The sequence below is a fragment of the Bradyrhizobium sp. USDA 3311 genome (assembly GCF_054062495.1).
Genome location: NZ_JBSSFI010000001.1, coordinates 1,734,368 through 1,754,836, shown reverse-complemented (window position 1 = coordinate 1,754,836; position 20,469 = coordinate 1,734,368). Strand labels below are relative to the sequence as shown.

Here is a 20,469-nt window from a genome sequence, read left to right as displayed (position 1 = left end):
CGGCGGAGTCCACAAATAGGCTCCAGGGGAGGCGGGAAACCGGCCTCCCCTTTCGTTTTGTCTTAGTGACTTCGACGGAGCCGGACATGTTGCAGGATTTTTCGAGCACCACCTTGCGGGAGGCGAGACCGAGCGTCGTCGCCACCGAACGGCTGACCTTGCGGCGGCCGACCCTCGCCGACGTCAGGACCATCGCCCGGCTCGCCAATGATCGCCGCGTCGCCGAGAACACGCGCCGCCTGCCGCATCCCTATTCGCAGGACGACGCCATCGAATTCGTCCGTGCCACCGCCGAGATCGGCAGCGAGACCGTGTTCCTGATCGAGCACGACAGCGGGCCGGTCGGCATGGTCGGGATCGACTGCTCGAAGCCCGACAATGCCGAGCTCGGCTACTGGCTCGGCGTCGAGCATTGGGGCCAGGGCTTCGCCACCGAGGCCGCGCGCGGCGCGATCGACTTCTTCTTCGAGGAGTTCGAGGACGACCACCTCTATGCCGGCGCGCGCGTCACCAACCCCGCCTCGCGCAAAGTGCTGGAGAAGTGCGGCTTCCAGTGGAGCGGCGTCCAGCTGCACCGCTTCCTGGCGCTGGGCTCGTCCACGCCCGTCGATTGCTTCCGCCTGTCGCGCGGGGTGTGGGCGTCGCTGAAGAGCTGGAGCAGCGCAAGACGGGTGAGGTAGGGCGCAGGCCGCGCCACAATCGACACTGTCGTCCCGGGGCGCGACGAAGTCGCGAGCCCGGGACCCATAATCCCAGGGAGAAGTGCGAGGCGAAGCGCCCACTCCGAGTCTTCGTCAAACCACTCCCTGTGGGTATGGGTCCCGGGCTCGCGCTGTGCGCGCCCCGGGACGACGGTGTGCGCGTGGCTACGCCGGCGGATTTACCTCGTTGCTTGGGCGCCCCAGATCGCGCTCACGCAAGTAGATATAGAACCCGGCGCCGATGATGATCGCGGCGCCGACGATCGTTGCTATCGACGGCACGTCGCCGAACACGACGAAGCCGAAGATCACGGCCCAGACGATCATCGAATATTGATAGGGCACGACGACGCTGGCCGGCGCGAGCTTGAGGGACCGGTTGACGCAGAACAGCGCCGTCACCGAGATGCATCCGGCCAGGGCGAAGATGACGAGGCTGCCTGATGTCGGCGGCACCCAGTGGAATGCCGACAACACCGCGCCCAGCAAAAACGTGCCGACGAATTGCGAGGACGCCATCACGATGTCGGGGGTCTTGCGCAGGCTGCGGGTGATCAGCATCAGGGTTGCAAAGGACAGGCTGCCGCCGAGCGCGATCAGCGCCGGCAGGCTGACGGTCTGCGCCGACGGCCGCAGCGCGATCACGACGCCGCAGAAACCGATCAAAATCGCCGTCCAGCGCCGCCAACCCACCTTCTCGCCCAGGAAGATCGCCGACATCGCGGTGACGAAGATGGGGCCGGCGAGGTAGTACGTGATGACGTCGGCGAGCGGCAGATAGACCGTCGCAAGGAAGAAGGCCGCCACTTCCAGCGTCGAGAGCACGACGCGGAACAGCTGCAAGCGCGGCCGCTCCAGATGCAGGAACTGGCGACGCTGCCGCCAGATCAGCGGCGACAGCAGCAACAGCGCCGCGCAGGCGCGCAGGAACAGCAGCTGCCCCACCGAATAGGTCCCCACCAGGAACTTGCCCATGGCGTCGCCGAACGAAAACATGAAGATCGACAGCACCATCAGCGCAATGCCGGCGAGGCGCGCGGAGCGGTCGTCATAGGCGGAGAGGTTCTTGAAGAAGGGCATTGAAACGAGTCGGAGTGTGAGAGGTCGTCATTGCGAGCGAAGCGAAGCAATCCAGACTGTCTCCACCGCGGCAGTCTGGATCGCTTCGTCGCTTCGCTCCTCGCAATGACGGGCGGAGAGAGCACGGAAAACCCGCGATTAGCGTCGCTTGCGGTCGTTTTAATGACGTGAGCGACTGGGACAAGCCCGCCACCGCCGAATTGAACGGATTGTCGCACTCTTCGCGTCGCGGTAGCGATAGGCGCCTCATCGACAAAGAGAGCTTTGACATGACCGACTTCGATCCGGCCCGGCACCGCATGATCCCCACGCAACGCTGGTTTGAGGATTTCGTCGTCGGCGAACGCTTCGTGCTGCCGAGCCGGACCCAGACCTCGGCGGTGTTCGCGGCGTTCCAGACCGCGAGCGGCGACACCCACCCCGTGCATTACGACGTGGAATATTGCCGCAGCCGCGGCATGCCGCATCTGCTCGCCCACGGCTTCCAGACCTTGATCCACACCGCGCCGGGCGCCGGCCTGTTTCCGTTCATGGTCGAGGACTCCCTGGTCGGCTTCCTCGAGCAATCGAGCCGGTTCCTCAAACCCGTGTTCGCCGACGACACCATCTATCCCGCGCTCGAGGTCACCGAACTCGCGCCGGGACGCTCGACCGGCGTGGTGACGCTCAAAAGCACCGTGTTCAACCAGCGCAAGGAGCTGGTGCTGGAGGGTACGCAGAAATTCCTGATCCGGCGACGGCCCCACTGAAGTCGTCTTGGGTTAAGCAAGGGGCGAAATTCGCGGAATTTCGGCCGGTTTGCGGGTAAGTCCGGGTTGCCGCGGGGGACCGGCTGGCCTACCTATGGCCCATGAAATTCCTCGACGAAGCAAAGGTCTATATCCGCTCCGGTGACGGTGGGAACGGCTGCGTGGCGTTCCGCCGCGAGAAGTTCATCGAATTCGGCGGCCCCTCCGGCGGCAATGGAGGCCGCGGCGGCAACGTCATCATCGAGGTCGCGGACGGGCTCAACACGCTGATCGACTACCGCTACCAGCAGCATTTCAAGGCCCAGAAGGGCGAGAATGGCGCAGGCTCGGACCGTCACGGCGCCAACGGCAAGAACATCGTGCTGAAGGTGCCGATGGGCACGCAGATCTTCGATGAAGACCGCGAGACGCTAATCCACGACTTCACCAATGTCGGCGAGAAATTCGTGCTCGCCGAGGGCGGCAATGGCGGCTTCGGCAACGCGCATTTCAAATCCTCGACCAACCGCGCGCCGCGCAACGCCAATCCCGGCCAGCCCGGCGAGGAGCGCTGGATCTGGCTGCGGCTGAAACTGATCGCGGATGCGGGTCTCGTCGGCCTCCCCAATGCCGGCAAGTCGACCTTCCTCTCCAAGGTCAGCGCGGCCAAGCCGAAGATCGCCGACTATCCCTTCACCACGCTGCATCCGCAGCTCGGCGTCGTGAATGCCGACGGCCGCGAATTCGTGCTGGCCGACATTCCCGGTCTGATCGAGGGCGCGCATGAAGGCGCGGGCCTCGGCGACCGCTTCCTCGGCCATGTCGAGCGCTGCCGCGTGCTGCTGCATCTCGTCGATGCGACCTGCGAGCACGCCGGCAAAGCCTACAAGACCGTGCGCACAGAGCTCGATGCCTATGGCGGGCTGCTCACCGACAAGATCGAGATCGTCGCGCTGAACAAGATCGACGCGGTCGAGCCGGACGAGCTCAAGAAGCAGAAGGACCGGCTGAAGCGCGCCGCCAAGAAGACGCCGCTGCTGCTCTCCGCCGTGACCGGAGAGGGCGTCAAGGAAGCGTTGCGCGCGCTGGTCGCAGTGATCGGCGAGGCCCCGGTGTCCGCCAAGGCGAAGAGCGCCGCCGAAGCCGAGCCCTGGTCGGCTTAAACTATCTCCCCTGGGTCGTCCCGGCGAAGGCCGGGACCCATAACCACCGAATGCGATTTGGCGAAGATTGGTCATTGCCATCTCGCGCCATAACATCTTCTGAGGAGTATGGGTCCCGGCCTTCGCCGGGACGACATTGGAGTGTAGGTTGCGGGCACCCGCATCACTGGCAGGTTGTCACCGGCGCTCTAATATCGCAGCATTAAACAAGCAAGAAACGGCAGGGATGACGCATGGCGCGCGCGAAGAACGTTCTCTGGATCATGTGCGACCAGCTTCGCTATGACTATCTCGGCTGCACCGGCCATCCCACGCTGAAGACGCCCAACATCGACGCCATGGCGAAGCGCGGCGTGCTCTTCAGCAAGGCCTACGTGCAGTCGCCGATCTGCGGGCCCTCGCGGATGTCGTTCTACACCGGCCGCTACATGCGCTCGCACGGCTCGCACTGGAACGGCTGGCCGCTGCGCGTCGGCGAGCCCACGCTCGGCGATCACCTCAAGAAGATCGGCGTGCGCAATGTGCTGGTCGGCAAGACCCACATGGCGCCCGACCTCGAAGGCATGAAGGCGCTCGGCATCCCGCCGGAGTCGATGATCGGCGTGCATGTCGCCGAATGCGGTTTCGAGCCTTATGAGCGCGACGACGGCCTGCACCCGACGGGACGGCCGCGCCCGAAATACGATGAATATCTGCGCAAGCAGGGATTCGAAGCCACCAATCCCTGGGAGCATTGGGCGAATTCAGGTGCGGCGGAAGATGGCAGTTTGCAGAACGGCTGGCTGCTGGTGCACGCCGACAAGGCCGCGCGGGTGCCGGAGGAGCATTCCGAGACGCCCTACATGACGCGGCGCGCGATGGACTTCATCAGTGAGGCCGAGACCGACGGCAAGCCGTGGTGCCTGCATCTGTCCTACATCAAGCCGCACTGGCCCTACATCGCGCCCGAACCCTACGCCAGCATGTATTCGACCGATGACATGATCCCGGTGATCCGCTCCGAGCGCGAGCGCCAGAATCCGCATCCGGTGTTCGGCGCCTATATGGACATGCGCTACTCCCGCAACATGGCGCGCGACGACGCTCGCGAGAAGGTGATCCCGACCTATATGGGCCTGATCACGCAGATCGACGACCAGATGGGCGCGCTGATGAAATTCCTGGAAGAGCGCGGCCTGCTGGACACCACCATGATCGTGTTCACCTCCGATCATGGCGACTATCTCGGCGATCACTGGATGGGCGAGAAGGATCTGTTCCACGAGCAGTCGGCAAAGATTCCGCTGATCATCATCGATCCCTCCCGGGAAGCCGACGCCACGCGCGGCACGCGCAGCGACGCGCTGGTGGAGGGCATCGATCTTGCGCCGACCTTCGTCGATTATTTCGGCGGCAAGGTGCTGGGCCACATTCTCGAAGGACGCTCGTTGCTGCCGCTGCTGCGCGGCGAAAAGCCGGAATGGCGCAAGGTCGCGTTCTCCGAATACGACTACGCCATGCAGGACGTGCGGCTGAAGCTGAACCAGCCGATCGAACGCTGCCGCCTGTTCATGGTGTTCGACGGCCGCTGGAAATACATCCACGCCTCGGGCTTCCGTCCGATGCTGTACGATCTCGAGACCGATCCGGAAGAGTTTTTGGATCGCGGCGATGATCCTGATTGCGCCGGCATCATCGCGCGGTTGCAGGCCGAGCTGTTCGACTGGGCGCTGCATCCCAACGACCACATCACCACGCCGCGCGAGAAGATCGCGGCTTATGCCGACAACCAGCTCCAGGTGAAGGGCGGCGTTTTGATCGGCATCTGGGACGAGGCCGAGCTTGCAGCGATCAAGGACGGCATCGCCCAGCGCGCGAAGCTTTGAGTCTGTCTTCGCCTCTCCCCGCTTGCGGGGAGAGGGAGAAGAATTCAATTCTCGATCTTGTATCCCGTCGCCTTCACGATCGGCTGCCAGAACGCCGTGTTGGCGGCGAGCTCCTTCGTCAGCTCATCCGGGCTGCTGCCGACCGGGATCAGTCCGATCGCAGTGAGCTTCTCCTTCACCTCGGCCTTGGCGAGGGCAGCGCTCGCGGCGGCGCCGAGCTTGCTGGCGAATTCCGGCGGACTCCCGGTGGGAAGCCACATGCCGTACCAGGCATCCGCAACGAGAGCGATGCCGCTCTCCTTCAGCGTCGGCACCTCCGGCGCGAAGGGCGACCGTTCCGCGCTCGAGACCGCGATGATCTTCACGCCCTTGGCGCGGTGCTGCGGCAGCGCATCCGCCAATGTCACGATGCCGAACGACAGATGGCCGCCGATGAGATCGTTGAGGATCGGCGCGCTGCCGCGATAGGGCACGCGGGTCAGGGGAATGCCGAGATCCTTCTCGAGCTTGGAGCCCATGAAATGCGGAATGGTGCCGTTGCTCGGCACCCCGAACGACGTCTCGTCCGGATGCGCCTTCAGCCAGGCCACGAATGACTTGAAATCGGCAGCATCGATCGCCGGGCCGATCACGACGGCGAATTCGAACCGCGCCAGCAGCGACACCGGCATGAAATCCTTGGCCGTGTCGAAGCTCGGCGTCGTCTCCACCATCGGCAGCAGATACATGGTGGGGCCCGTCGTCACCAGCACCATGCTGCCATCGGAGTTCGCACCCTTCACCGCCTTGATGCCGATCAGGCCGTCGCCGCCAGTGCGGTTCTCGACCACGATGGTCCGTTGCAGCACCGGCGCCATCTCCTGCGCGATCAGCCGGCACAGCGTGTCGCCGCCGGCGCCCGCCGCGAACGGAAAGATGATTTTTGAAAGCCCCGCCTGCGCTTGCGCCCCGCCCGCCTCTGCCAGCAGCGGCAGCCCAAGACCTCCTCCAAGACATCCGGCCATGAATTTGCGGCGATCCATACGTTTCCCCTTCCAGCCCGTTATTGGTTGCCGGCATTAGAACCGCCCCCGCGCTCAAGACAAGGCCGAAGACCAAGCCACGTTGCGCCGTTTACCGGGCCAGCCGCCTTGCGCCGGCCATCGTCCTGCTGCAAAAGCAGGCCTTATCGGAGCCGCTTGTTTGCTCCGCCGTTCCCGAACCCGAGCAATTCGTCACACGCGCCAACACATACACACATGGCCAGCCCCGAACTCAGTCAATTCCGCCGCATCGTCGTCAAGGTCGGCTCCGCTCTGCTGGTCGATTCCGACAAGGGCGAGGTGCGGACGTCCTGGCTCGCCGCGCTCGCCGACGACATGGCCAAGCTGCACAAGGAGGGACGCGACGTCCTCGTCGTCTCCTCGGGCTCGATCGCGCTCGGCCGCAGCCGGCTCAAGCTGCCGCGCGGCCCGCTGAAGCTGGAGGAGAGCCAGGCCGCCGCGGCCGTCGGACAGATCGCGCTGGCGCGGATCTGGTCGGAGGTGCTAGGGGCCCACGGCATCGACGCCGGGCAGATTCTTGTGACGCTCCAGGATACCGAGGAGCGCCGCCGCTATCTCAATGCGCGCTCCACCATCGGCAAGCTCCTGGAGTGGCGCGCCATCCCCGTGATCAACGAGAACGACACGGTCGCCACCACCGAGATCCGCTACGGCGACAACGACCGCCTCGCCGCGCGCGTCGCGACCATGGCGAGCGCCGATCTCCTGGTGCTGCTCTCCGATATCGACGGGCTCTACGACGCGCCGCCGAAGAACAACCCGAACGCAAAGCTCATTCCCGTCGTCGACAGCATCTCCTCGGAGATCGAGGCGGTGGCGGGCGACGCCGAGTCCGAGCTCTCGCGCGGCGGCATGCGCACCAAGGTCGAGGCGGCCAAGATCGCGACCACCGGCGGCACGCATATGCTGATCGCCTCCGGCAAGATCGAGCATCCGCTCCGGGCGATCGCCGATGGCGGCCGCTGCACCTGGTTCCTGACGCCGGCCAATCCCATTACCTCGCGCAAGCGCTGGATCGCGGGCACGCTGGAGCCGAAGGGCACGCTGACGATCGACGCCGGCGCGGTGACGGCGCTGCGTGCCGGCGCCAGCCTGCTGCCGGCCGGCGTGATCAAGGTCGAGGGCCAGTTCGCCCGCGGCGATGCCGTGATCGTGCGCGGCCCCGATACGAGCGAGATCGGCCGCGGCCTGATCGCCTATGACGCCGACGACGCCGAACGCATCAAGGGCCGCTCCTCCCCTGATGTGATGACCATCCTCGGCATCAGCGGCCGCGCAGAGATGATCCACCGTGACGATCTGGTGGTGGGCGGGTAAACCCGTTGCTCCGTCATTCCGGGATGGTCCGAAGGACCAGAGCCGGAATCTCGAGATTCCGGGTTCAATGCTCCGCATCGCCCCGGAATGACGCCCAAGGAAAACATGGACAAGCCCGCCACAACGTCGGGGCTGGGCCAATGACCCAGCCGTCGCGCGGCTGGGGAGACCTGCCATACCCTCCCCGCCCTTCGCAAAAGCGGGATTTCCGTGCTAGGACACCGTCTTAGCAGAAGGTTGAAACCCCATGGCCGCCCCCCTCAAAGCCGTTGACGGCAATGCCGATCTCCAGGCGCTGATGTCCGATCTCGCCGCCCAAGCCCGCGCTGCCGCGCGCGTGCTGGCGCTGGCGCCGCCGGAGCAGAAGAACCGGGCGCTGGAGGCCATGGAGCGGGCGATCCGCGCGAACGCGGCTCCGATTCTCGCCGCCAATGCCGAGGACGTCGCTGAGGCTCGCGCCTCCAGCAACATGACCGCGTCCTTCATCGACCGCCTGACGCTGACACCGGCGCGTGTGGAGAGCATGGCCGAGGGTATCGGCATCGTGCGCGGCATCGCCGATCCGGTCGGAATCGTCACCGAGAGCTGGCAGCGGCCGAACGGCATGACCATCGAGCGCGTGCGCGTGCCGCTCGGCGTCGTCGGCGTGATCTTCGAAAGCCGGCCGAACGTCGCAGCGGATGCCGGCGTGCTGTGCCTGAAGTCCGGCAATGCCGTGATCCTGCGCGGCGGCTCCGACAGTTTCCGCTCCTGCCGCGCCATCCATGAATGCCTGGTGCAGGGCCTGCGCGAAGCGGGCCTCCCCGAGGCCGCGATCACGCTGGTGCCGACGCGCGACCGCGCGGCGGTCGGCATGATGCTGTCGGGGTTGAACGGCGCGATCGACGTCATCGTGCCGCGCGGCGGCAAGAGCCTCGTCGCGCGCGTCGAGCAGGAAGCGCGCGTGCCGGTGTTCGCGCATCTCGAAGGCGTCAACCACGTCTATGTCGATGCCAGCGCCGACCTCGCCATGGCGAAGTCGATCGTGCTCAACGCCAAGATGCGGCGCACCGGCGTCTGCGGCGCAGCCGAGACGCTGCTGGTCGATCGCGCGGCTGCTGCAACGAGCCTGAAGCCGCTGGTCGAGATGCTGATCGAGGCCGGCTGCGAAGTGCGCGGCGACGACGTCGTGCAGAAGACAGACGCGCGCGTAAAGCCTGCGAACGACGACGATTGGGACACCGAATATCTCGACGCGATCATCGCGGCGAAGGTGGTGGACGGCGTCGACGGCGCGATCGCGCATATCCAGAACCACGGCTCGCATCACACCGATGCGATCGTGAGCGAGAACGGGGCCGCTGCGAAGAAATTCCTGAGCGAGGTCGATTCCGCCATCGTGCTGCACAACGCCTCGACGCAATTTGCCGATGGCGGCGAGTTCGGCTTCGGCGCCGAGATCGGCATCGCCACCGGCCGCTTTCACGCCCGGGGACCTGTCGGCGCCGAGCAGTTGACGAGCTTCAAATATCGCGTTCACGGCACCGGGCAGACGCGGCCGTAGATAACGTCGCGAGGCGCGGGCAATTGAGCAACAATTTCGTCGTGCCGCGTTTCGTGGCGCAAGCGATCCCGCCCTCGACCCCGGGCATGCGCGTCGGCCTGCTCGGCGGCTCCTTCAATCCACCGCATCAGGCCCATCGCGCGATCAGTCAGTTCGCGCTCAAGCGATTGCAACTCGATCGCGTCTGGTGGCTGGTCACGCCCGGCAACCCGCTGAAGGAGAACGGCACGCTGCATGAACTCGGCGCGCGCATGCAGGCCGCGCGCGACGTCGCCAACGATCCCAGGATCGAGGTGAGCTGTCTCGAATCCGTCATTCGCACGCGCTACACTATCGACACGATCAACACCTTGCGCCGCCGTCTCCGCGGCCTGCGCTTTGTCTGGATCATGGGCGCCGACAACCTCGCTCAATTCCACCGTTGGCAGGACTGGCGGCGCATCGCCGGCCAGGTGCCGATCGCGGTCATCGATCGCCCGCCGCAGAGTTTTCGTGCCCTCGCCTCTCCTGCCGCCAAGGCACTATCGCGCTACCGCCTCCCCGAGAATGAGGCGGCGTTGCTGGCGGATCGGCCGGCGCCGGCCTGGGTCTTCCTCACCGGACTGAAGCTGAACCTGTCCTCGACGGGCCTGCGGAACCCGGACGGGAGCTGGAAAGGTACGAAGTGAGACAGACTGTGCGGATCGGGGCTCTCTGGCATATTGAAACCCTTAACCCCACATGATGTAGTGTAACCCGCGAGGGTCGGATTCGGCTCTCGCGATACAGTGAAAGGAATGGTCCCTGGCCACATCTGTATTGTCCAAGTCTGTTTTACCCAAGGTTGCTAAGCCTACGCGTAAAACATCGACCAAAGCTGCGGCCTTGAAGGCGCAACCCGACGCCGACAAGACGCTGAGCCTGATCCTCTCCCGCCTCGAGGACATGAAGGCGGAAGAGACGGTCACAATCGACCTTCGCGGCAAATCGGCGTACTCCGACTACATGATCGTCACCACGGGCCGGGCCAACCGGCACGTCGGCGCGATCGCGGAAAACGTCACGAAGAGCCTCAAGGAAACCGGCATCAAGAACATCCACGTCGAGGGCTTGCCCAATTGCGACTGGGTGCTGATCGATTCCGGCGATGTGATCGTGCACGTGTTCAGACCCGAGGTCCGCGAGTTCTACAATCTCGAGAGATTGTACACGCAGGGCCCAGGGGCGGCGAAGGCGATCTAGAGGCTCAAAGAGCCGATTTCGAATCGGCTGACGCGCATGCTAGCGTCGTGCGCGCGCGAGATGCGCGCGGCCTCGAAAACACGACTCTGAACACATGCGTGTTGCTGTCATTGCGGTGGGCCGGCTGAAGCAGGGCCCCGAACGGGAGCTTGCCGACCGCTATTTCGAGCGGTTCGATGAGGCCGGCCGCAAGCTCGGATTCCGCGAGCTGTCGATCCACGAAATTCCCGAGAGCCGCGCGCGCGACGCCGCGACGCGGATGGCCGAAGAGGCTGCGGCGATCGGTGCGCACATCCCGGACAAGTCGATCCTGGTGGCGCTGGACGAACGCGGCCAGAATCTCGATTCCACCGTATTCGCACGGCACCTCGGGCGCTGGCGCGACGAGGGTGCCGGTCATACTATCTTCGTGATCGGAGGGGCGGACGGACTTTCGCCCGAATTGCGCCGTAAGGCCAAGCTCGCGATCGCGTTCGGCTCTGCGACCTGGCCGCACCAAATGGTCCGCGTCATGCTTCTGGAACAGCTTTATCGGGCCGCCACCATCCTGGCCGGCCACCCCTATCACCGCGCGTGATCCGCGCCACAACGAGCACCTTTGCCTAAAGCGATGCGAGCGCCTGTCCTCAACCTGCTGCTGATCGCGAGCGTCTCAGGCGCAAGTGTCTTGGATGCAAGTGTCTTGGGCGCAAGCCTCGCGCAAGCTCAGACGCCGGCACCGCAGACGGCAGCCGTCTCGCCCGATGCGATCAAGCAGCGCGAGCAGGAGCTGGAGGCCGCGCGCGCCAGGCAGAAGAGCGCGGAGGAGGCGCAGGCCAAGCTCAAGGCCGAGATCACCTCGCTCGGCCAGGACCGCACCCAGCTCAACCAGCAGCTGATCGACACTGCCGCCAATGTGCGCAGCGTCGAGACCAAGATCGACGAAGCCGAAGCGCGGCTGAAGACGCTCAACGGCCGCGAGCAGGCGATGCGCACCTCGCTTGATTCGCGCCGCGCCGACATCGTCGAGGTACTGGCGGCCTTGCAGCGCGCCGGCCGGCGCACGCCGCCCGCGCTGCTGGTGCGGCCCGAGGACGCGCTGCAATCGCTGCGCACGGCGATGCTGCTCGGCGCCGTCGTGCCGGAACTGCGCGGCCGCGCCGAAAAGATCGCGAGCGAGCTCGGCGAGCTCGTGGCTCTGCGCAAGAACATCGCCACCGAACGCGACCAGCTCGCTTCCGATCGCGACAGGGTCCGCAACGACCAGAGCCGGCTCGCCGCATTGGTCGACGAACGGCAGCGCCAGCAGGCCGCGCGCGAGAAGGACCTCGATGCCGAGAACTCGCGCGCCATCATGCTTTCAAGGCAGGTCGGCGATCTCCAGGGCCTGATCGCCAAGATGGAGCAGGACCTGCAAAGCGCCGCCAAGGCGGCGGAGAAGGCAGCCGAGGCCGCCAGGCAGGCGGAGGCAAAAGCGGCCGCCGGCGCCAAGTCGGGCCCTGGCGCTTTCAAGGACCGGTCCCGGACCAGCCCCGCGATCGCCTTCGCTTCGGCCAAGGGCCTGCTGCCGCTTCCGGTTAACGGTAACAAGATCAGGGACTTTGGCGGTTCCGATGGGGTCGGCGGGGTCCAGAAGGGCATTTCGCTGGCCACCAAGCCGGGCTCCCAGGTCACGACGCCGTGTGATGGCTGGGTGGTCTATGCCGGCCCGTTCCGCAGTTATGGACAACTCTTGATCCTCAACGCCGGGGGCGGGTATCATGTCCTGATCGCCGGGATGGAGCGCATTTCGGTCAACATCGGACAGTTTGTGCTCACGGGGGAGCCGGTCGCGACCATGGGGTCGACCTCTCAAGTCGCCTCCATTCTCGCCACGAACGCGAGTCAACCTGTGCTGTATGTCGAGTTCCGCAAAGACGGCACTCCAATCGATCCAGGCCCATGGTGGGCCGCAAATGAAGGCGAGAAGGTTCGCGGATGATGCGCAAGACTTCAGTTATCCTCCTCAGCGCGGCCACCGGTGCGGCGCTGACGCTGTTCGTGACCCAGCCGCGCGCGGTCTTCATGGGCTCCAGCGCGCGGGCCGCCACCGCGGACACCTATCGCCAGCTCAATCTGTTCGGCGACGTCTTCGAGCGCGTGCGCTCCGACTATGTCGAGAAGCCCGACGACACCAAGCTGATCGAATCCGCCATCAGCGGCATGCTCACCGGCCTCGATCCGCATTCGAGCTACATGGACGCCAAGAGCTTCCGCGACATGCAGGTGCAGACCCGCGGTGAGTTCGGAGGCCTCGGCATCGAGGTCACGATGGAAGACGGCCTGATCAAGGTCGTCTCGCCGATCGACGACACACCGGCCTCGCGCGCCGGCATCATGGCCAACGACATCATCACCAATCTCGACGACGAAGCGGTGCAGGGCCTGACCCTGAACCAGGCGGTCGAGAAGATGCGCGGTCCGGTCAACACCAAGATCAAGCTCAAGATCATCCGCAAGGGCCAGGACAATCCGCTCGACGTCACCTTGGTGCGCGACAACATCCGCGTCCGCTCGGTGCGCGCCCGCATCGAGGCCGACGACATCGCCTATATCCGCATCACCACCTTCAACGAGCAGACCACCGAAGGCCTGAAGCGCGAGGTCGCCAACCTCTCGAATCAGATCGGCGACAAGCTGAAGGGCTACATCATCGACCTGCGCAACAATCCGGGCGGCCTGCTCGAGGAAGCGGTCACCGTCTCCGACTCGTTCCTGGAGAAGGGCGAGATCGTGTCGACCCGCGGCCGCAATGCCGAGGAGACCCAGCGCCGCACCGCGCATGCCGGCGACCTCACCAAGGGCAAGCCGGTCATCGTTCTGGTCAATGGCGGCTCGGCCTCGGCGTCCGAAATCGTCGCCGGCGCGCTGCAGGACCACAAGCGCGCGACCATCGTCGGCACGCGCTCGTTCGGCAAGGGCTCGGTGCAGACCATCATCCCGCTCGGCTCGGGCAACGGCGCGCTGCGCCTGACCACGGCGCGCTACTACACGCCGTCGGGCAAGTCGATCCAGGCCAAGGGCATCGTGCCCGACATCGAAGTGCTGCAGGACGTGCCGGACGAGCTGAAGTCGCGCACCGACACCAAGGGCGAGGCTTCGCTGCGCGGCCATCTGAAGAACGACGGCGACGAGAAGACCGGCTCGCAGTCCTACGTCCCGCCGGACGCCAAGGACGACAAGGCGCTGAAGCTCGCCGACGACCTGCTCCACGGCATCAAGAACAGCGCCTCCGCGGCGCCCACGCCGGGTACCGACAAGGCCGCGGCCGACAAGCCCAAAGCGGCGAACTGAGTCGGCGCGACCCGCGCGATCCAACGCAAAGGGCGGCTCCCGGAGCCGCCCTTTTTGCTTGGATCTCCTGGCATCCCCGGCCTATCCCGGCCTGCCGCCGCTTGACCTCGGCGTGGTATCGTCGGCAGCAGTGATTCGGGATCGCGCATGACTGAAACGGCCGATGATCTGAGCGCCCCGCTCGGACAGGACAAGCTGCGCCGGAAACGCCGGCTGCGGCTGCCGTTCACGGCCATGCAGGCGCTCGCCATGCTGCTCGGCCTGTTCCTCGTCACCTTTGCCGGCTTCGCCATCTTCAACAAGGATCCGCTCGGCGGCGAGCCGATGACGCGGATCGCGATCCGCGAGCCCAAAGCCACGGACGAGAAGCCGGCCGCCTCCGGCCACGGCCAGGACAGCAAGCAAGAGAGCAAGCACGAGACCAGGGAGGCGCCGAAGCAGGCCGCTCCCGGCGAGCAGAAGACCGTCACCATGATCGACGGCTCCACCGGCGCGCGCCATGACGTGGTGATCGGCGCCGGCGAGGCCGCCGACAAGGGCGAGGCGGCGTCCGCACCGCCGCCCGTCATGGCCGGAATTGACCCGAAGCTGCTGGAGAAGTCGCGCTACGGTATGATCCCGGTGGTCGCCGACGGATCGAAGCCGTTCAACGTCTACGCGGCCGACGCCGACCGCGCCAAGGCCGCCAAGATGCCGGTCGTCGCGATCGTGATCGGCGGGCTCGGCGTCGGCGCCGCCAAGACCACCGACGCGATCATGAAGCTGCCGGCCGCGGTGACGCTGGCCTTCACGCCCTATGGCTCTGATCCAGGAAAACTCGCCGAGCGGGCCCGCGCCCAGCGCCACGAGATCTTCCTCCAGATCCCGATGGAGCCCTACGACTTCCCTGACAACGACCCGGGCCCGCAGACGCTGCTGACCTCGCTCAGCGCCGACCAGAACATGGACCGCCTGTACTGGCACCTGAGCCGGATGCAGGGCTATGCCGGCATCACCAATTTCATGGGCGCCCGCTTCGTGGCGACGGACGCGGCGATGCAGCCGATCATCCGCGAGGCGGCCAAGCGCGGCCTCGGCTTCTTCGACGACGGCTCCTCGCCCCGCAGCATCGCACCCCAGGCCGCAGCGAGCCAGGCGATGCCGTTCGGCAAGGGCGACATCGCTATCGACGTGGTGCCGACCCCGGCCGAGATCGACCGTGCCCTGAACAAGCTCGAATCGGCGGCGCGCGAGCGCGGCACGGCCATCGGCACCGCCTCCGCCCTACCCGTCTCGATCGAGCGCATCGGCGCCTGGACCAAGACATTGGGCGACCGGGGTATCCTTTTGGTGCCATTGACAACCGCGATGCTGAAATCAAAATCCAGCTAAATCAACGAATTGGTACGGTACGGGTCCCGCGGGGCCGAGATGCCCTGCCGGAAGCACGCGAGAGGTTTGGCGGAATGGCGCGTTACGAGGATCTGCCCTACCGGACTTGCGTCGGAGTGATGCTGATTAACGCGAAGGGACTGGTGTTCATCGGCCGCCGCGCCGGTGGCATCGAACATATCGACGACACCCATGTCTGGCAGATGCCGCAAGGCGGCGTCGATCCCGGCGAGGACACCTGGGCGGCCGCCAAGCGCGAGCTCTATGAGGAGACCAGCGTGCGCTCGGTCGAGCGGCTCGGCGAGGTTCCGGACTGGCTGATCTACGACATCCCGCGCACGGTCGCGGGACGCGCCTGGAAGGGCCGCTACCGCGGCCAGCGCCAGAAATGGTTCGCGGTGCGCTTCACCGGCAAGGACAGCGAGATCAATGTCGAGAACCCCGGCGGCGGCCACAAGGCCGAGTTCGTCAGCTGGCGCTGGGAGCCGATGAAGAATCTTCCCGGGCTGATCATCCCCTTCAAGCGCCCGGTCTATGAGCGCGTGGTGAAGGAGTTTTCCGCGCTGGCGGAGGAATAGTTTGCACCGTCACTCCGGGGCGTGCGAAGCACGACCCCGGGATCTCGGAATTCCGGGGCTGGTCTTTCGGACCATCCCGGAATGACGATCAGAGAAGTGACCGCATGTCGAACGACAACAAACCCTACCGTCCCAATGTCGGGATCGCGCTGTTCAATGCCGAAGGCCGCGTGCTGATCGGCCACCGCTTCAAGGGCGACGGCCCCGAGATCATCCTGCCGGGTCTCGACTGGCAGATGCCGCAGGGCGGCGTCGACGAGGGCGAGGACCTGCGCGATGCGGCGATGCGCGAGCTCTGGGAGGAGACCAATGTCGTCAGCGCGAGCTATCTCGGCGAGACCGACTGGCTCACCTACGAATTCCCGCCCTATGACGGACCGCAGACGCATCGACTGGCGAAGTTTCGCGGCCAGCGCCAGAAATGGTTCGCGCTGCGCTTCACCGGCAAGGATGACGAGATCGATCCGCTGACGCCGCAGAACGGGCAGCCCGCGGAATTCGACGCGTGGCGCTGGGAGCATCTCGATCGCGTCGCCGATCTCGTGGTGCCGTTCCGCCGCGAGGTCTATCGGGCCGTGGCGCAGCAGTTCGCGCCCTTCGCGAGCTAAACTGCGAAAACAACCCCATGCACAGTAGAATGGTGGTTGAAATCATTGGGACATTCTCGACGGAAATTTGCGCGTGCGGGCCGCACGATTCTCTCGTTCCTCCCCCCTTGTTGGGGAGGGAACGCACCTTTGTTGGCGCGTTCGTCGGGCCCAATCAGAGCAAGCGCTAGTTCGTCGGCCCGACCGTAAACGGGCCGATCGCGATCACGTGGCAGTCGCTGTCGCGCCTGGCGCAATCAGCTAGCGCGGAATTGACCGCGGTCTGCTCGTCCGCGGCCTTGAGGCCGAGGCCGGGGCGGCCTGCGGTGCCGACGGCGACGGCATTCCAGCCCATGCCATCGGCGAGCTTGCGCACGACCTCGTCGCGGGCGTCGGCCACGATCGAGGCATTGCTCGCAGCATGGAAGAAGCCGGTGATCCTGAGCAGGGTCGGAATCGGCACGACGAAATTATCGTCCACCGCGACGATCATGCAGGCGACGCCCGCGATCGCGCCGCACGATTCCAGCGCACGCCGCGCCGATTCCTCGGGCGATGATGAGCCCAGCACCATGAAATATTGTCCGCCCGGGCCGAGCGCGACCGACCGGGATTTCGCCGCCGGCACGAACATGTTCTCGAGCCGGACCTTTTGCGGATCGCGCACCATCGGAAAGTCCTTCGACGCAAAGGTTCGCTCGGTCATCGCGTCATGCCGAAAATAGGGAGACGGCGGCATCGGCGGCTTGCCATGCGTGTAGACGACATTGTTGCCGACCGCATAGAGCTCGCAGCGCCGCGGCGATTGCGCGGCATCGGCGCGCTTCTGGCACTGATCGAGCGCGGCGTTACGCGCGGCCTCCTCGTTCGGCTGGTTCAACGCTGAACCAGTGAAGCCGCCGATATTGAGCGCGAAGGCCTTGTAGTCGCCGGCGGCGGAATAGTCCCCGGCCAGGTAGTTGCGGATGCGCTCGTTGATGAAGGGCACGCTGTCGGCAGCAAACTTGCCCGTCATCGGCGAGGCGGATGGCGACGGTGCGGGCATCGGCGCCATCGCAGCGCCGGCATTCGGCGGCGCCGTCGGCGCTACCTGCGCCTTTGCGAGCTGGGTCGGCGTCGCGCTCGGCGCCGCACTTGGCGTCGCGGCCGGCGTCACCACGGCGGTCGCCGTCTGCTTGAGCTTGGTGTTGTAGAGGAAGCCGGTGACAACGATGGCAACGACCGAGACGACTGCCACCACCAGCGGCCACATCCACACGGGTGCGGCGGCGAGCCTGGAGGCGGGCTTCTTCAACTGCGGCTTCGAATAGGTGCCGTCCTCGCGCCGCATCGCCACCATGTAGGCATGCACCGGCGTCGGGATGTTCTTCACCTCCTGCGCGCCGATATCGGCGAACTGCACCGACAGCTTGTTGGCGACCTGCTCGTGCACGGCACGGGAAACGCAGATGCCGCCGACCTCGGCGAGGCCTTCCAGCCGCGCGGCGATGTTGACGCCGTCGCCGAGCAGATCGCCGTTGCGCTCGACCACGTCGCCGATGGTGATGCCGATGCGGAACGACATCTGCCGGCTCGGCGGATAGGCCATGTTGCGGGTCCGCAAGGACTCCTGGATGTCGATCGCGCAGCGCACCGCGTCCACCGCGCTCGGAAATTCCGCGAGCACGGCATCGCCGGCGGTGTTGAAGATGCGACCGTTCGCCTTTGCGATGAAATCGTCGATGACTTCGCGGTAGGAGGCCAGGCGCCGCAGCGTCTCCTCCTCGTCTTCCGCGACCAGCCTCGAATACCCGGCAATATCGGCTGCGAAAATCGCTGCGATCTTGCGTTTCATCTGTGACCCGCCCCGGAACAAATTCGCGGGCGAAGAATGCCGCTATCGGCTGCGCAGTGCAACAAAGTTTCAGCGCCCGCCACTTCCGTGACGAGCGCTGAACTTATTCAGGAATTTCTTGCAGGAATTTCGCGTTCGAGCCCCGAAGCGATGCCTCGGGGCTTAATGCATAGCCGTCGAGCTGAGCTGCTGCTGGATGCTCTTGTAGTGGTCCAGCCGCTCGATGGCCAGATCGAGCTCGCCGCCTTCGTGCTCCTTCAGGCCCTCCTCCATCTCCGCGATGGTCTCGGCGAACTGGGCACGATCGAGCTCGTCCAGCGAGGTCGCGACGTCGGCGAGCACGGTGAGGCCCTTTTCGGAGACTTCGGCGAGGCCGCCGAGCACGATGATCTTCTCGTGGCGGCCGGCGGTGGTGACGGTGAGGATGCCCGGCCGGATTGCAGCCACGACCGGCGCATGTCCCGCCAGCACGCCGAAGTCGCCCTCGACGCCGGGGATGTCGACCTGGTCGACCTCACCCGAGAATGCGAGCTTTTCCGGCGAGACGAGATCGAAGTGGAAGGTGGCCATGAGAAACCTGCGAATAGCGAGTGGCGAATGGCGAGCGGCGAGTGGGAGCGGCGACTATTCGCTACTCCCCATTCGCCATTCGCTTCTTAGGCCGCTTCAGCGGCGAGCTTCTTGCCCTTCTCGACCGCCTCTTCGATGGTGCCGACCATGTAGAAGGCAGCTTCCGGCAGGTGGTCGTACTTGCCTTCCACCAGGCCCTTGAAGCCCTTGATGGTGTCGGCGAGGTCGACGAACTTGCCGGGCGAGCCGGTGAAGATTTCGGCGACGTGGAACGGCTGCGACATGAAGCGCTCGACCTTGCGGGCGCGGGCCACCGTCAGCTTGTCCTCTTCCGAAAGCTCGTCCATGCCGAGAATGGCGATGATGTCCTGAAGCGCCTTGTAGCGCTGCAGCACCTGCTGGACCTGACGGGCGACCGCGTAGTGCTCCTCGCCGACGACCAGCGGCGAGAGCATGCGCGAGGTCGAGTCGAGCGGGTCCACCGCCGGGTAGATGCCCTTTTCGGCGATCGAGCGCGACAGCGTGGTGGTCGCGTCCAGATGCGCGAACGAGGTCGCGGGCGCCGGGTCGGTCAAGTCGTCGGCCGGAACGTAGATGGCCTGCACCGAGGTGATCGAGCCCTTCTGCGTGGTGGTGATGCGCTCCTGCAGCGCGCCCATGTCGGTCGCGAGCGTCGGCTGATAACCCACCGCCGAAGGAATACGGCCGAGCAGCGCCGACACTTCCGAGCCGGCCTGGGTGAAGCGGAAGATGTTGTCGACGAAGAACAGCACGTCCTGGCCCTTGTCGCGGAAGTCTTCCGCGATGGTCAGACCGGTGAGCGCGACGCGGGCGCGGGCGCCCGGCGGCTCGTTCATCTGGCCGAACACCAGCGCGCACTTCGACTTCACGCTCGGATCCGGATTGTGCGGATCGGCGTTGACCTTGGACTCGATGAACTCGTGATAGAGGTCGTTGCCCTCGCGGGTACGCTCGCCGACGCCGGCGAACACGGAGTAACCACCGTGCGCCTTCGCGACGTTGTTGATCAGCTCCTGAATCAGCACGGTCTTGCCGACGCCGGCGCCGCCGAACAGGCCGATCTTGCCGCCCTTCGCATAGGGAGCCAGGAGATCGACGACCTTGATGCCGGTGACGAGAATTTCAGCTTCGGTGGACTGGTCGGTGTAGGTCGGCGCTTCCTGGTGGATGGCGCGCAGGCCTTCCGACTTGACCGGGCCGGCTTCGTCGATCGGCTCGCCGATGACGTTGATGATGCGGCCGAGCGTGCCTTCGCCGACGGGAACGCGGATCGGCGAACCGGTGTCGGTCACTTCCTGGCCGCGGACCAGACCCTCGGTGGTGTCCATCGCGATCGTGCGCACGGTGGATTCGCCGAGATGCTGGGCGACTTCGAGCACCAGGCGGTTGCCGCCGTTCTTGGTCTCGAGCGAATTGAGAATGGCCGGGAGGTGGCCTTCGAACTGCACGTCGACGACGGCGCCGATGACCTGGGTGACGCGACCGGACTGGGCTGCCATTGAATGTCTCCTTCGATCCGAACTTCTAGACCACGG

At 65.5% G+C, this 20,469-nt stretch carries 19 protein-coding genes; 14 read left to right on the top strand and 5 right to left on the bottom strand.

Annotated features, from left to right (window positions below):
* Window positions 1–86 precede the first annotated feature (86 nt).
* Window positions 87–680, top strand: a complete 594-nt coding sequence (locus ACVWW6_RS08315; RefSeq protein WP_456680497.1) for a GNAT family N-acetyltransferase — start codon at window positions 87–89, stop codon at window positions 678–680.
* A 186-nt stretch (window positions 681–866) separates the two neighbouring features.
* Here ACVWW6_RS08315 and ACVWW6_RS08310 read toward each other — a convergent pair whose 3' ends face one another.
* Window positions 867–1,781: a DMT family transporter gene (locus ACVWW6_RS08310; RefSeq protein WP_060909732.1), complete on the bottom strand. Its 915-nt coding sequence runs from the start codon at window positions 1,779–1,781 to the stop codon at window positions 867–869.
* Between the two features lie 269 nt (window positions 1,782–2,050).
* Here ACVWW6_RS08310 and ACVWW6_RS08305 point away from each other — a divergent pair, with 269 nt between their 5' ends.
* From ACVWW6_RS08305 to ACVWW6_RS08295, 3 genes are all read left to right on the top strand, one after another.
* Complete coding sequence (locus tag ACVWW6_RS08305) at window positions 2,051–2,530, top strand: MaoC family dehydratase (RefSeq protein WP_404524954.1); 480 nt, start codon at window positions 2,051–2,053, stop codon at window positions 2,528–2,530.
* Between the two features lie 101 nt (window positions 2,531–2,631).
* Complete coding sequence (gene obgE / locus ACVWW6_RS08300) at window positions 2,632–3,672, top strand: GTPase ObgE (RefSeq protein WP_404524953.1); 1,041 nt, start codon at window positions 2,632–2,634, stop codon at window positions 3,670–3,672.
* A 233-nt stretch (window positions 3,673–3,905) separates the two neighbouring features.
* Window positions 3,906–5,537, top strand: coding sequence for an alkaline phosphatase family protein (locus ACVWW6_RS08295; RefSeq protein ID WP_456680496.1), 1,632 nt, complete (start codon window positions 3,906–3,908; stop codon window positions 5,535–5,537).
* 44 nt (window positions 5,538–5,581) lie between these two features.
* Here the strand turns inward: ACVWW6_RS08295 and ACVWW6_RS08290 are convergent, their stop codons facing one another.
* The gene (locus ACVWW6_RS08290) at window positions 5,582–6,559 is read right to left on the bottom strand and encodes a Bug family tripartite tricarboxylate transporter substrate binding protein (RefSeq protein WP_456680495.1); all 978 of its coding nucleotides are present in this window, start codon (window positions 6,557–6,559) and stop codon (window positions 5,582–5,584) included.
* Window positions 6,560–6,775: 216 nt separating this feature from the next.
* Here ACVWW6_RS08290 and proB point away from each other — a divergent pair, with 216 nt between their 5' ends.
* From proB to ACVWW6_RS08240, 10 genes are all read left to right on the top strand, one after another.
* Window positions 6,776–7,897, top strand: a complete 1,122-nt coding sequence (proB, locus tag ACVWW6_RS08285) for a glutamate 5-kinase (RefSeq protein ID WP_028174855.1) — start codon at window positions 6,776–6,778, stop codon at window positions 7,895–7,897.
* 247 nt (window positions 7,898–8,144) lie between these two features.
* Window positions 8,145–9,440 (top strand): glutamate-5-semialdehyde dehydrogenase, encoded by a 1,296-nt coding sequence (locus tag ACVWW6_RS08280; RefSeq protein WP_456680494.1) that lies wholly within the window; start codon window positions 8,145–8,147, stop codon window positions 9,438–9,440.
* 23 nt (window positions 9,441–9,463) lie between these two features.
* Complete coding sequence (locus ACVWW6_RS08275) at window positions 9,464–10,108, top strand: nicotinate-nucleotide adenylyltransferase (protein ID WP_038965055.1); 645 nt, start codon at window positions 9,464–9,466, stop codon at window positions 10,106–10,108.
* A gap of 196 nt (window positions 10,109–10,304) precedes the next feature.
* The gene (gene rsfS, locus ACVWW6_RS08270) at window positions 10,305–10,661 is read left to right on the top strand and encodes a ribosome silencing factor (RefSeq protein ID WP_027523570.1); all 357 of its coding nucleotides are present in this window, start codon (window positions 10,305–10,307) and stop codon (window positions 10,659–10,661) included.
* Between the two features lie 94 nt (window positions 10,662–10,755).
* Window positions 10,756–11,238 carry a 23S rRNA (pseudouridine(1915)-N(3))-methyltransferase RlmH gene (rlmH, locus tag ACVWW6_RS08265; protein ID WP_028174858.1) on the top strand — a complete coding sequence of 161 codons (483 nt, stop codon included), beginning with the start codon at window positions 10,756–10,758 and terminating at the stop codon, window positions 11,236–11,238.
* A 33-nt stretch (window positions 11,239–11,271) separates the two neighbouring features.
* Window positions 11,272–12,621 (top strand): murein hydrolase activator EnvC family protein, encoded by a 1,350-nt coding sequence (locus ACVWW6_RS08260; RefSeq protein WP_028174859.1) that lies wholly within the window; start codon window positions 11,272–11,274, stop codon window positions 12,619–12,621.
* The gene (locus tag ACVWW6_RS08255) at window positions 12,618–13,973 is read left to right on the top strand and encodes a S41 family peptidase (protein WP_130362857.1); all 1,356 of its coding nucleotides are present in this window, start codon (window positions 12,618–12,620) and stop codon (window positions 13,971–13,973) included. The genes ACVWW6_RS08260 and ACVWW6_RS08255 overlap by 4 nt, the downstream gene beginning before the upstream one ends.
* Before the next feature lie 147 nt (window positions 13,974–14,120).
* Entirely contained in the window at window positions 14,121–15,344 is a 1,224-nt protein-coding gene (locus tag ACVWW6_RS08250) for a divergent polysaccharide deacetylase family protein (RefSeq protein WP_028174860.1), read from the top strand.
* 74 nt (window positions 15,345–15,418) lie between these two features.
* Window positions 15,419–15,922 carry an RNA pyrophosphohydrolase gene (locus tag ACVWW6_RS08245; protein WP_011083268.1) on the top strand — a complete coding sequence of 168 codons (504 nt, stop codon included), beginning with the start codon at window positions 15,419–15,421 and terminating at the stop codon, window positions 15,920–15,922.
* Between the two features lie 104 nt (window positions 15,923–16,026).
* Window positions 16,027–16,530 carry an RNA pyrophosphohydrolase gene (locus tag ACVWW6_RS08240; protein ID WP_456680493.1) on the top strand — a complete coding sequence of 168 codons (504 nt, stop codon included), beginning with the start codon at window positions 16,027–16,029 and terminating at the stop codon, window positions 16,528–16,530.
* A 166-nt stretch (window positions 16,531–16,696) separates the two neighbouring features.
* Here the strand turns inward: ACVWW6_RS08240 and ACVWW6_RS08235 are convergent, their stop codons facing one another.
* From ACVWW6_RS08235 to atpD, 3 genes are all read right to left on the bottom strand, one after another.
* On the bottom strand, window positions 16,697–18,343 hold the full coding sequence (locus ACVWW6_RS08235) for an adenylate/guanylate cyclase domain-containing protein (RefSeq protein ID WP_456680492.1): 1,647 nt from the start codon (window positions 18,341–18,343) through the stop codon (window positions 16,697–16,699).
* Between the two features lie 162 nt (window positions 18,344–18,505).
* The gene (locus ACVWW6_RS08230) at window positions 18,506–18,913 is read right to left on the bottom strand and encodes a F0F1 ATP synthase subunit epsilon (protein WP_011083271.1); all 408 of its coding nucleotides are present in this window, start codon (window positions 18,911–18,913) and stop codon (window positions 18,506–18,508) included.
* 86 nt (window positions 18,914–18,999) lie between these two features.
* Window positions 19,000–20,433 carry a F0F1 ATP synthase subunit beta gene (gene atpD / locus ACVWW6_RS08225; RefSeq protein ID WP_011083272.1) on the bottom strand — a complete coding sequence of 478 codons (1,434 nt, stop codon included), beginning with the start codon at window positions 20,431–20,433 and terminating at the stop codon, window positions 19,000–19,002.
* Between the last annotated feature and the right edge of the window lie 36 nt (window positions 20,434–20,469).

Bases quoted from the DNA above. Each gene is read 5' to 3' on its own strand.
- ACVWW6_RS08315 (WP_456680497.1), top strand. From the start codon at position 87: ATGTTGCAGGATTTTTCGAGCACCACCTTGCGGGAGGCGAGACCGAGC.
- ACVWW6_RS08310 (WP_060909732.1), bottom strand. From the start codon at position 1,781: ATGCCCTTCTTCAAGAACCTCTCCGCCTATGACGACCGCTCCGCGCGC.
- ACVWW6_RS08305 (WP_404524954.1), top strand. From the start codon at position 2,051: ATGACCGACTTCGATCCGGCCCGGCACCGCATGATCCCCACGCAACGC.
- obgE (WP_404524953.1), top strand. From the start codon at position 2,632: ATGAAATTCCTCGACGAAGCAAAGGTCTATATCCGCTCCGGTGACGGT.
- ACVWW6_RS08295 (WP_456680496.1), top strand. From the start codon at position 3,906: ATGGCGCGCGCGAAGAACGTTCTCTGGATCATGTGCGACCAGCTTCGC.
- ACVWW6_RS08290 (WP_456680495.1), bottom strand. From the start codon at position 6,559: ATGGATCGCCGCAAATTCATGGCCGGATGTCTTGGAGGAGGTCTTGGG.
- proB (WP_028174855.1), top strand. From the start codon at position 6,776: ATGGCCAGCCCCGAACTCAGTCAATTCCGCCGCATCGTCGTCAAGGTC.
- ACVWW6_RS08280 (WP_456680494.1), top strand. From the start codon at position 8,145: ATGGCCGCCCCCCTCAAAGCCGTTGACGGCAATGCCGATCTCCAGGCG.
- rlmH (WP_028174858.1), top strand. From the start codon at position 10,756: ATGCGTGTTGCTGTCATTGCGGTGGGCCGGCTGAAGCAGGGCCCCGAA.
- ACVWW6_RS08260 (WP_028174859.1), top strand. From the start codon at position 11,272: ATGCGAGCGCCTGTCCTCAACCTGCTGCTGATCGCGAGCGTCTCAGGC.
- ACVWW6_RS08255 (WP_130362857.1), top strand. From the start codon at position 12,618: ATGATGCGCAAGACTTCAGTTATCCTCCTCAGCGCGGCCACCGGTGCG.
- ACVWW6_RS08250 (WP_028174860.1), top strand. From the start codon at position 14,121: ATGACTGAAACGGCCGATGATCTGAGCGCCCCGCTCGGACAGGACAAG.
- ACVWW6_RS08245 (WP_011083268.1), top strand. From the start codon at position 15,419: ATGGCGCGTTACGAGGATCTGCCCTACCGGACTTGCGTCGGAGTGATG.
- ACVWW6_RS08240 (WP_456680493.1), top strand. From the start codon at position 16,027: ATGTCGAACGACAACAAACCCTACCGTCCCAATGTCGGGATCGCGCTG.
- ACVWW6_RS08235 (WP_456680492.1), bottom strand. From the start codon at position 18,343: ATGAAACGCAAGATCGCAGCGATTTTCGCAGCCGATATTGCCGGGTAT.
- ACVWW6_RS08230 (WP_011083271.1), bottom strand. From the start codon at position 18,913: ATGGCCACCTTCCACTTCGATCTCGTCTCGCCGGAAAAGCTCGCATTC.
- atpD (WP_011083272.1), bottom strand. From the start codon at position 20,433: ATGGCAGCCCAGTCCGGTCGCGTCACCCAGGTCATCGGCGCCGTCGTC.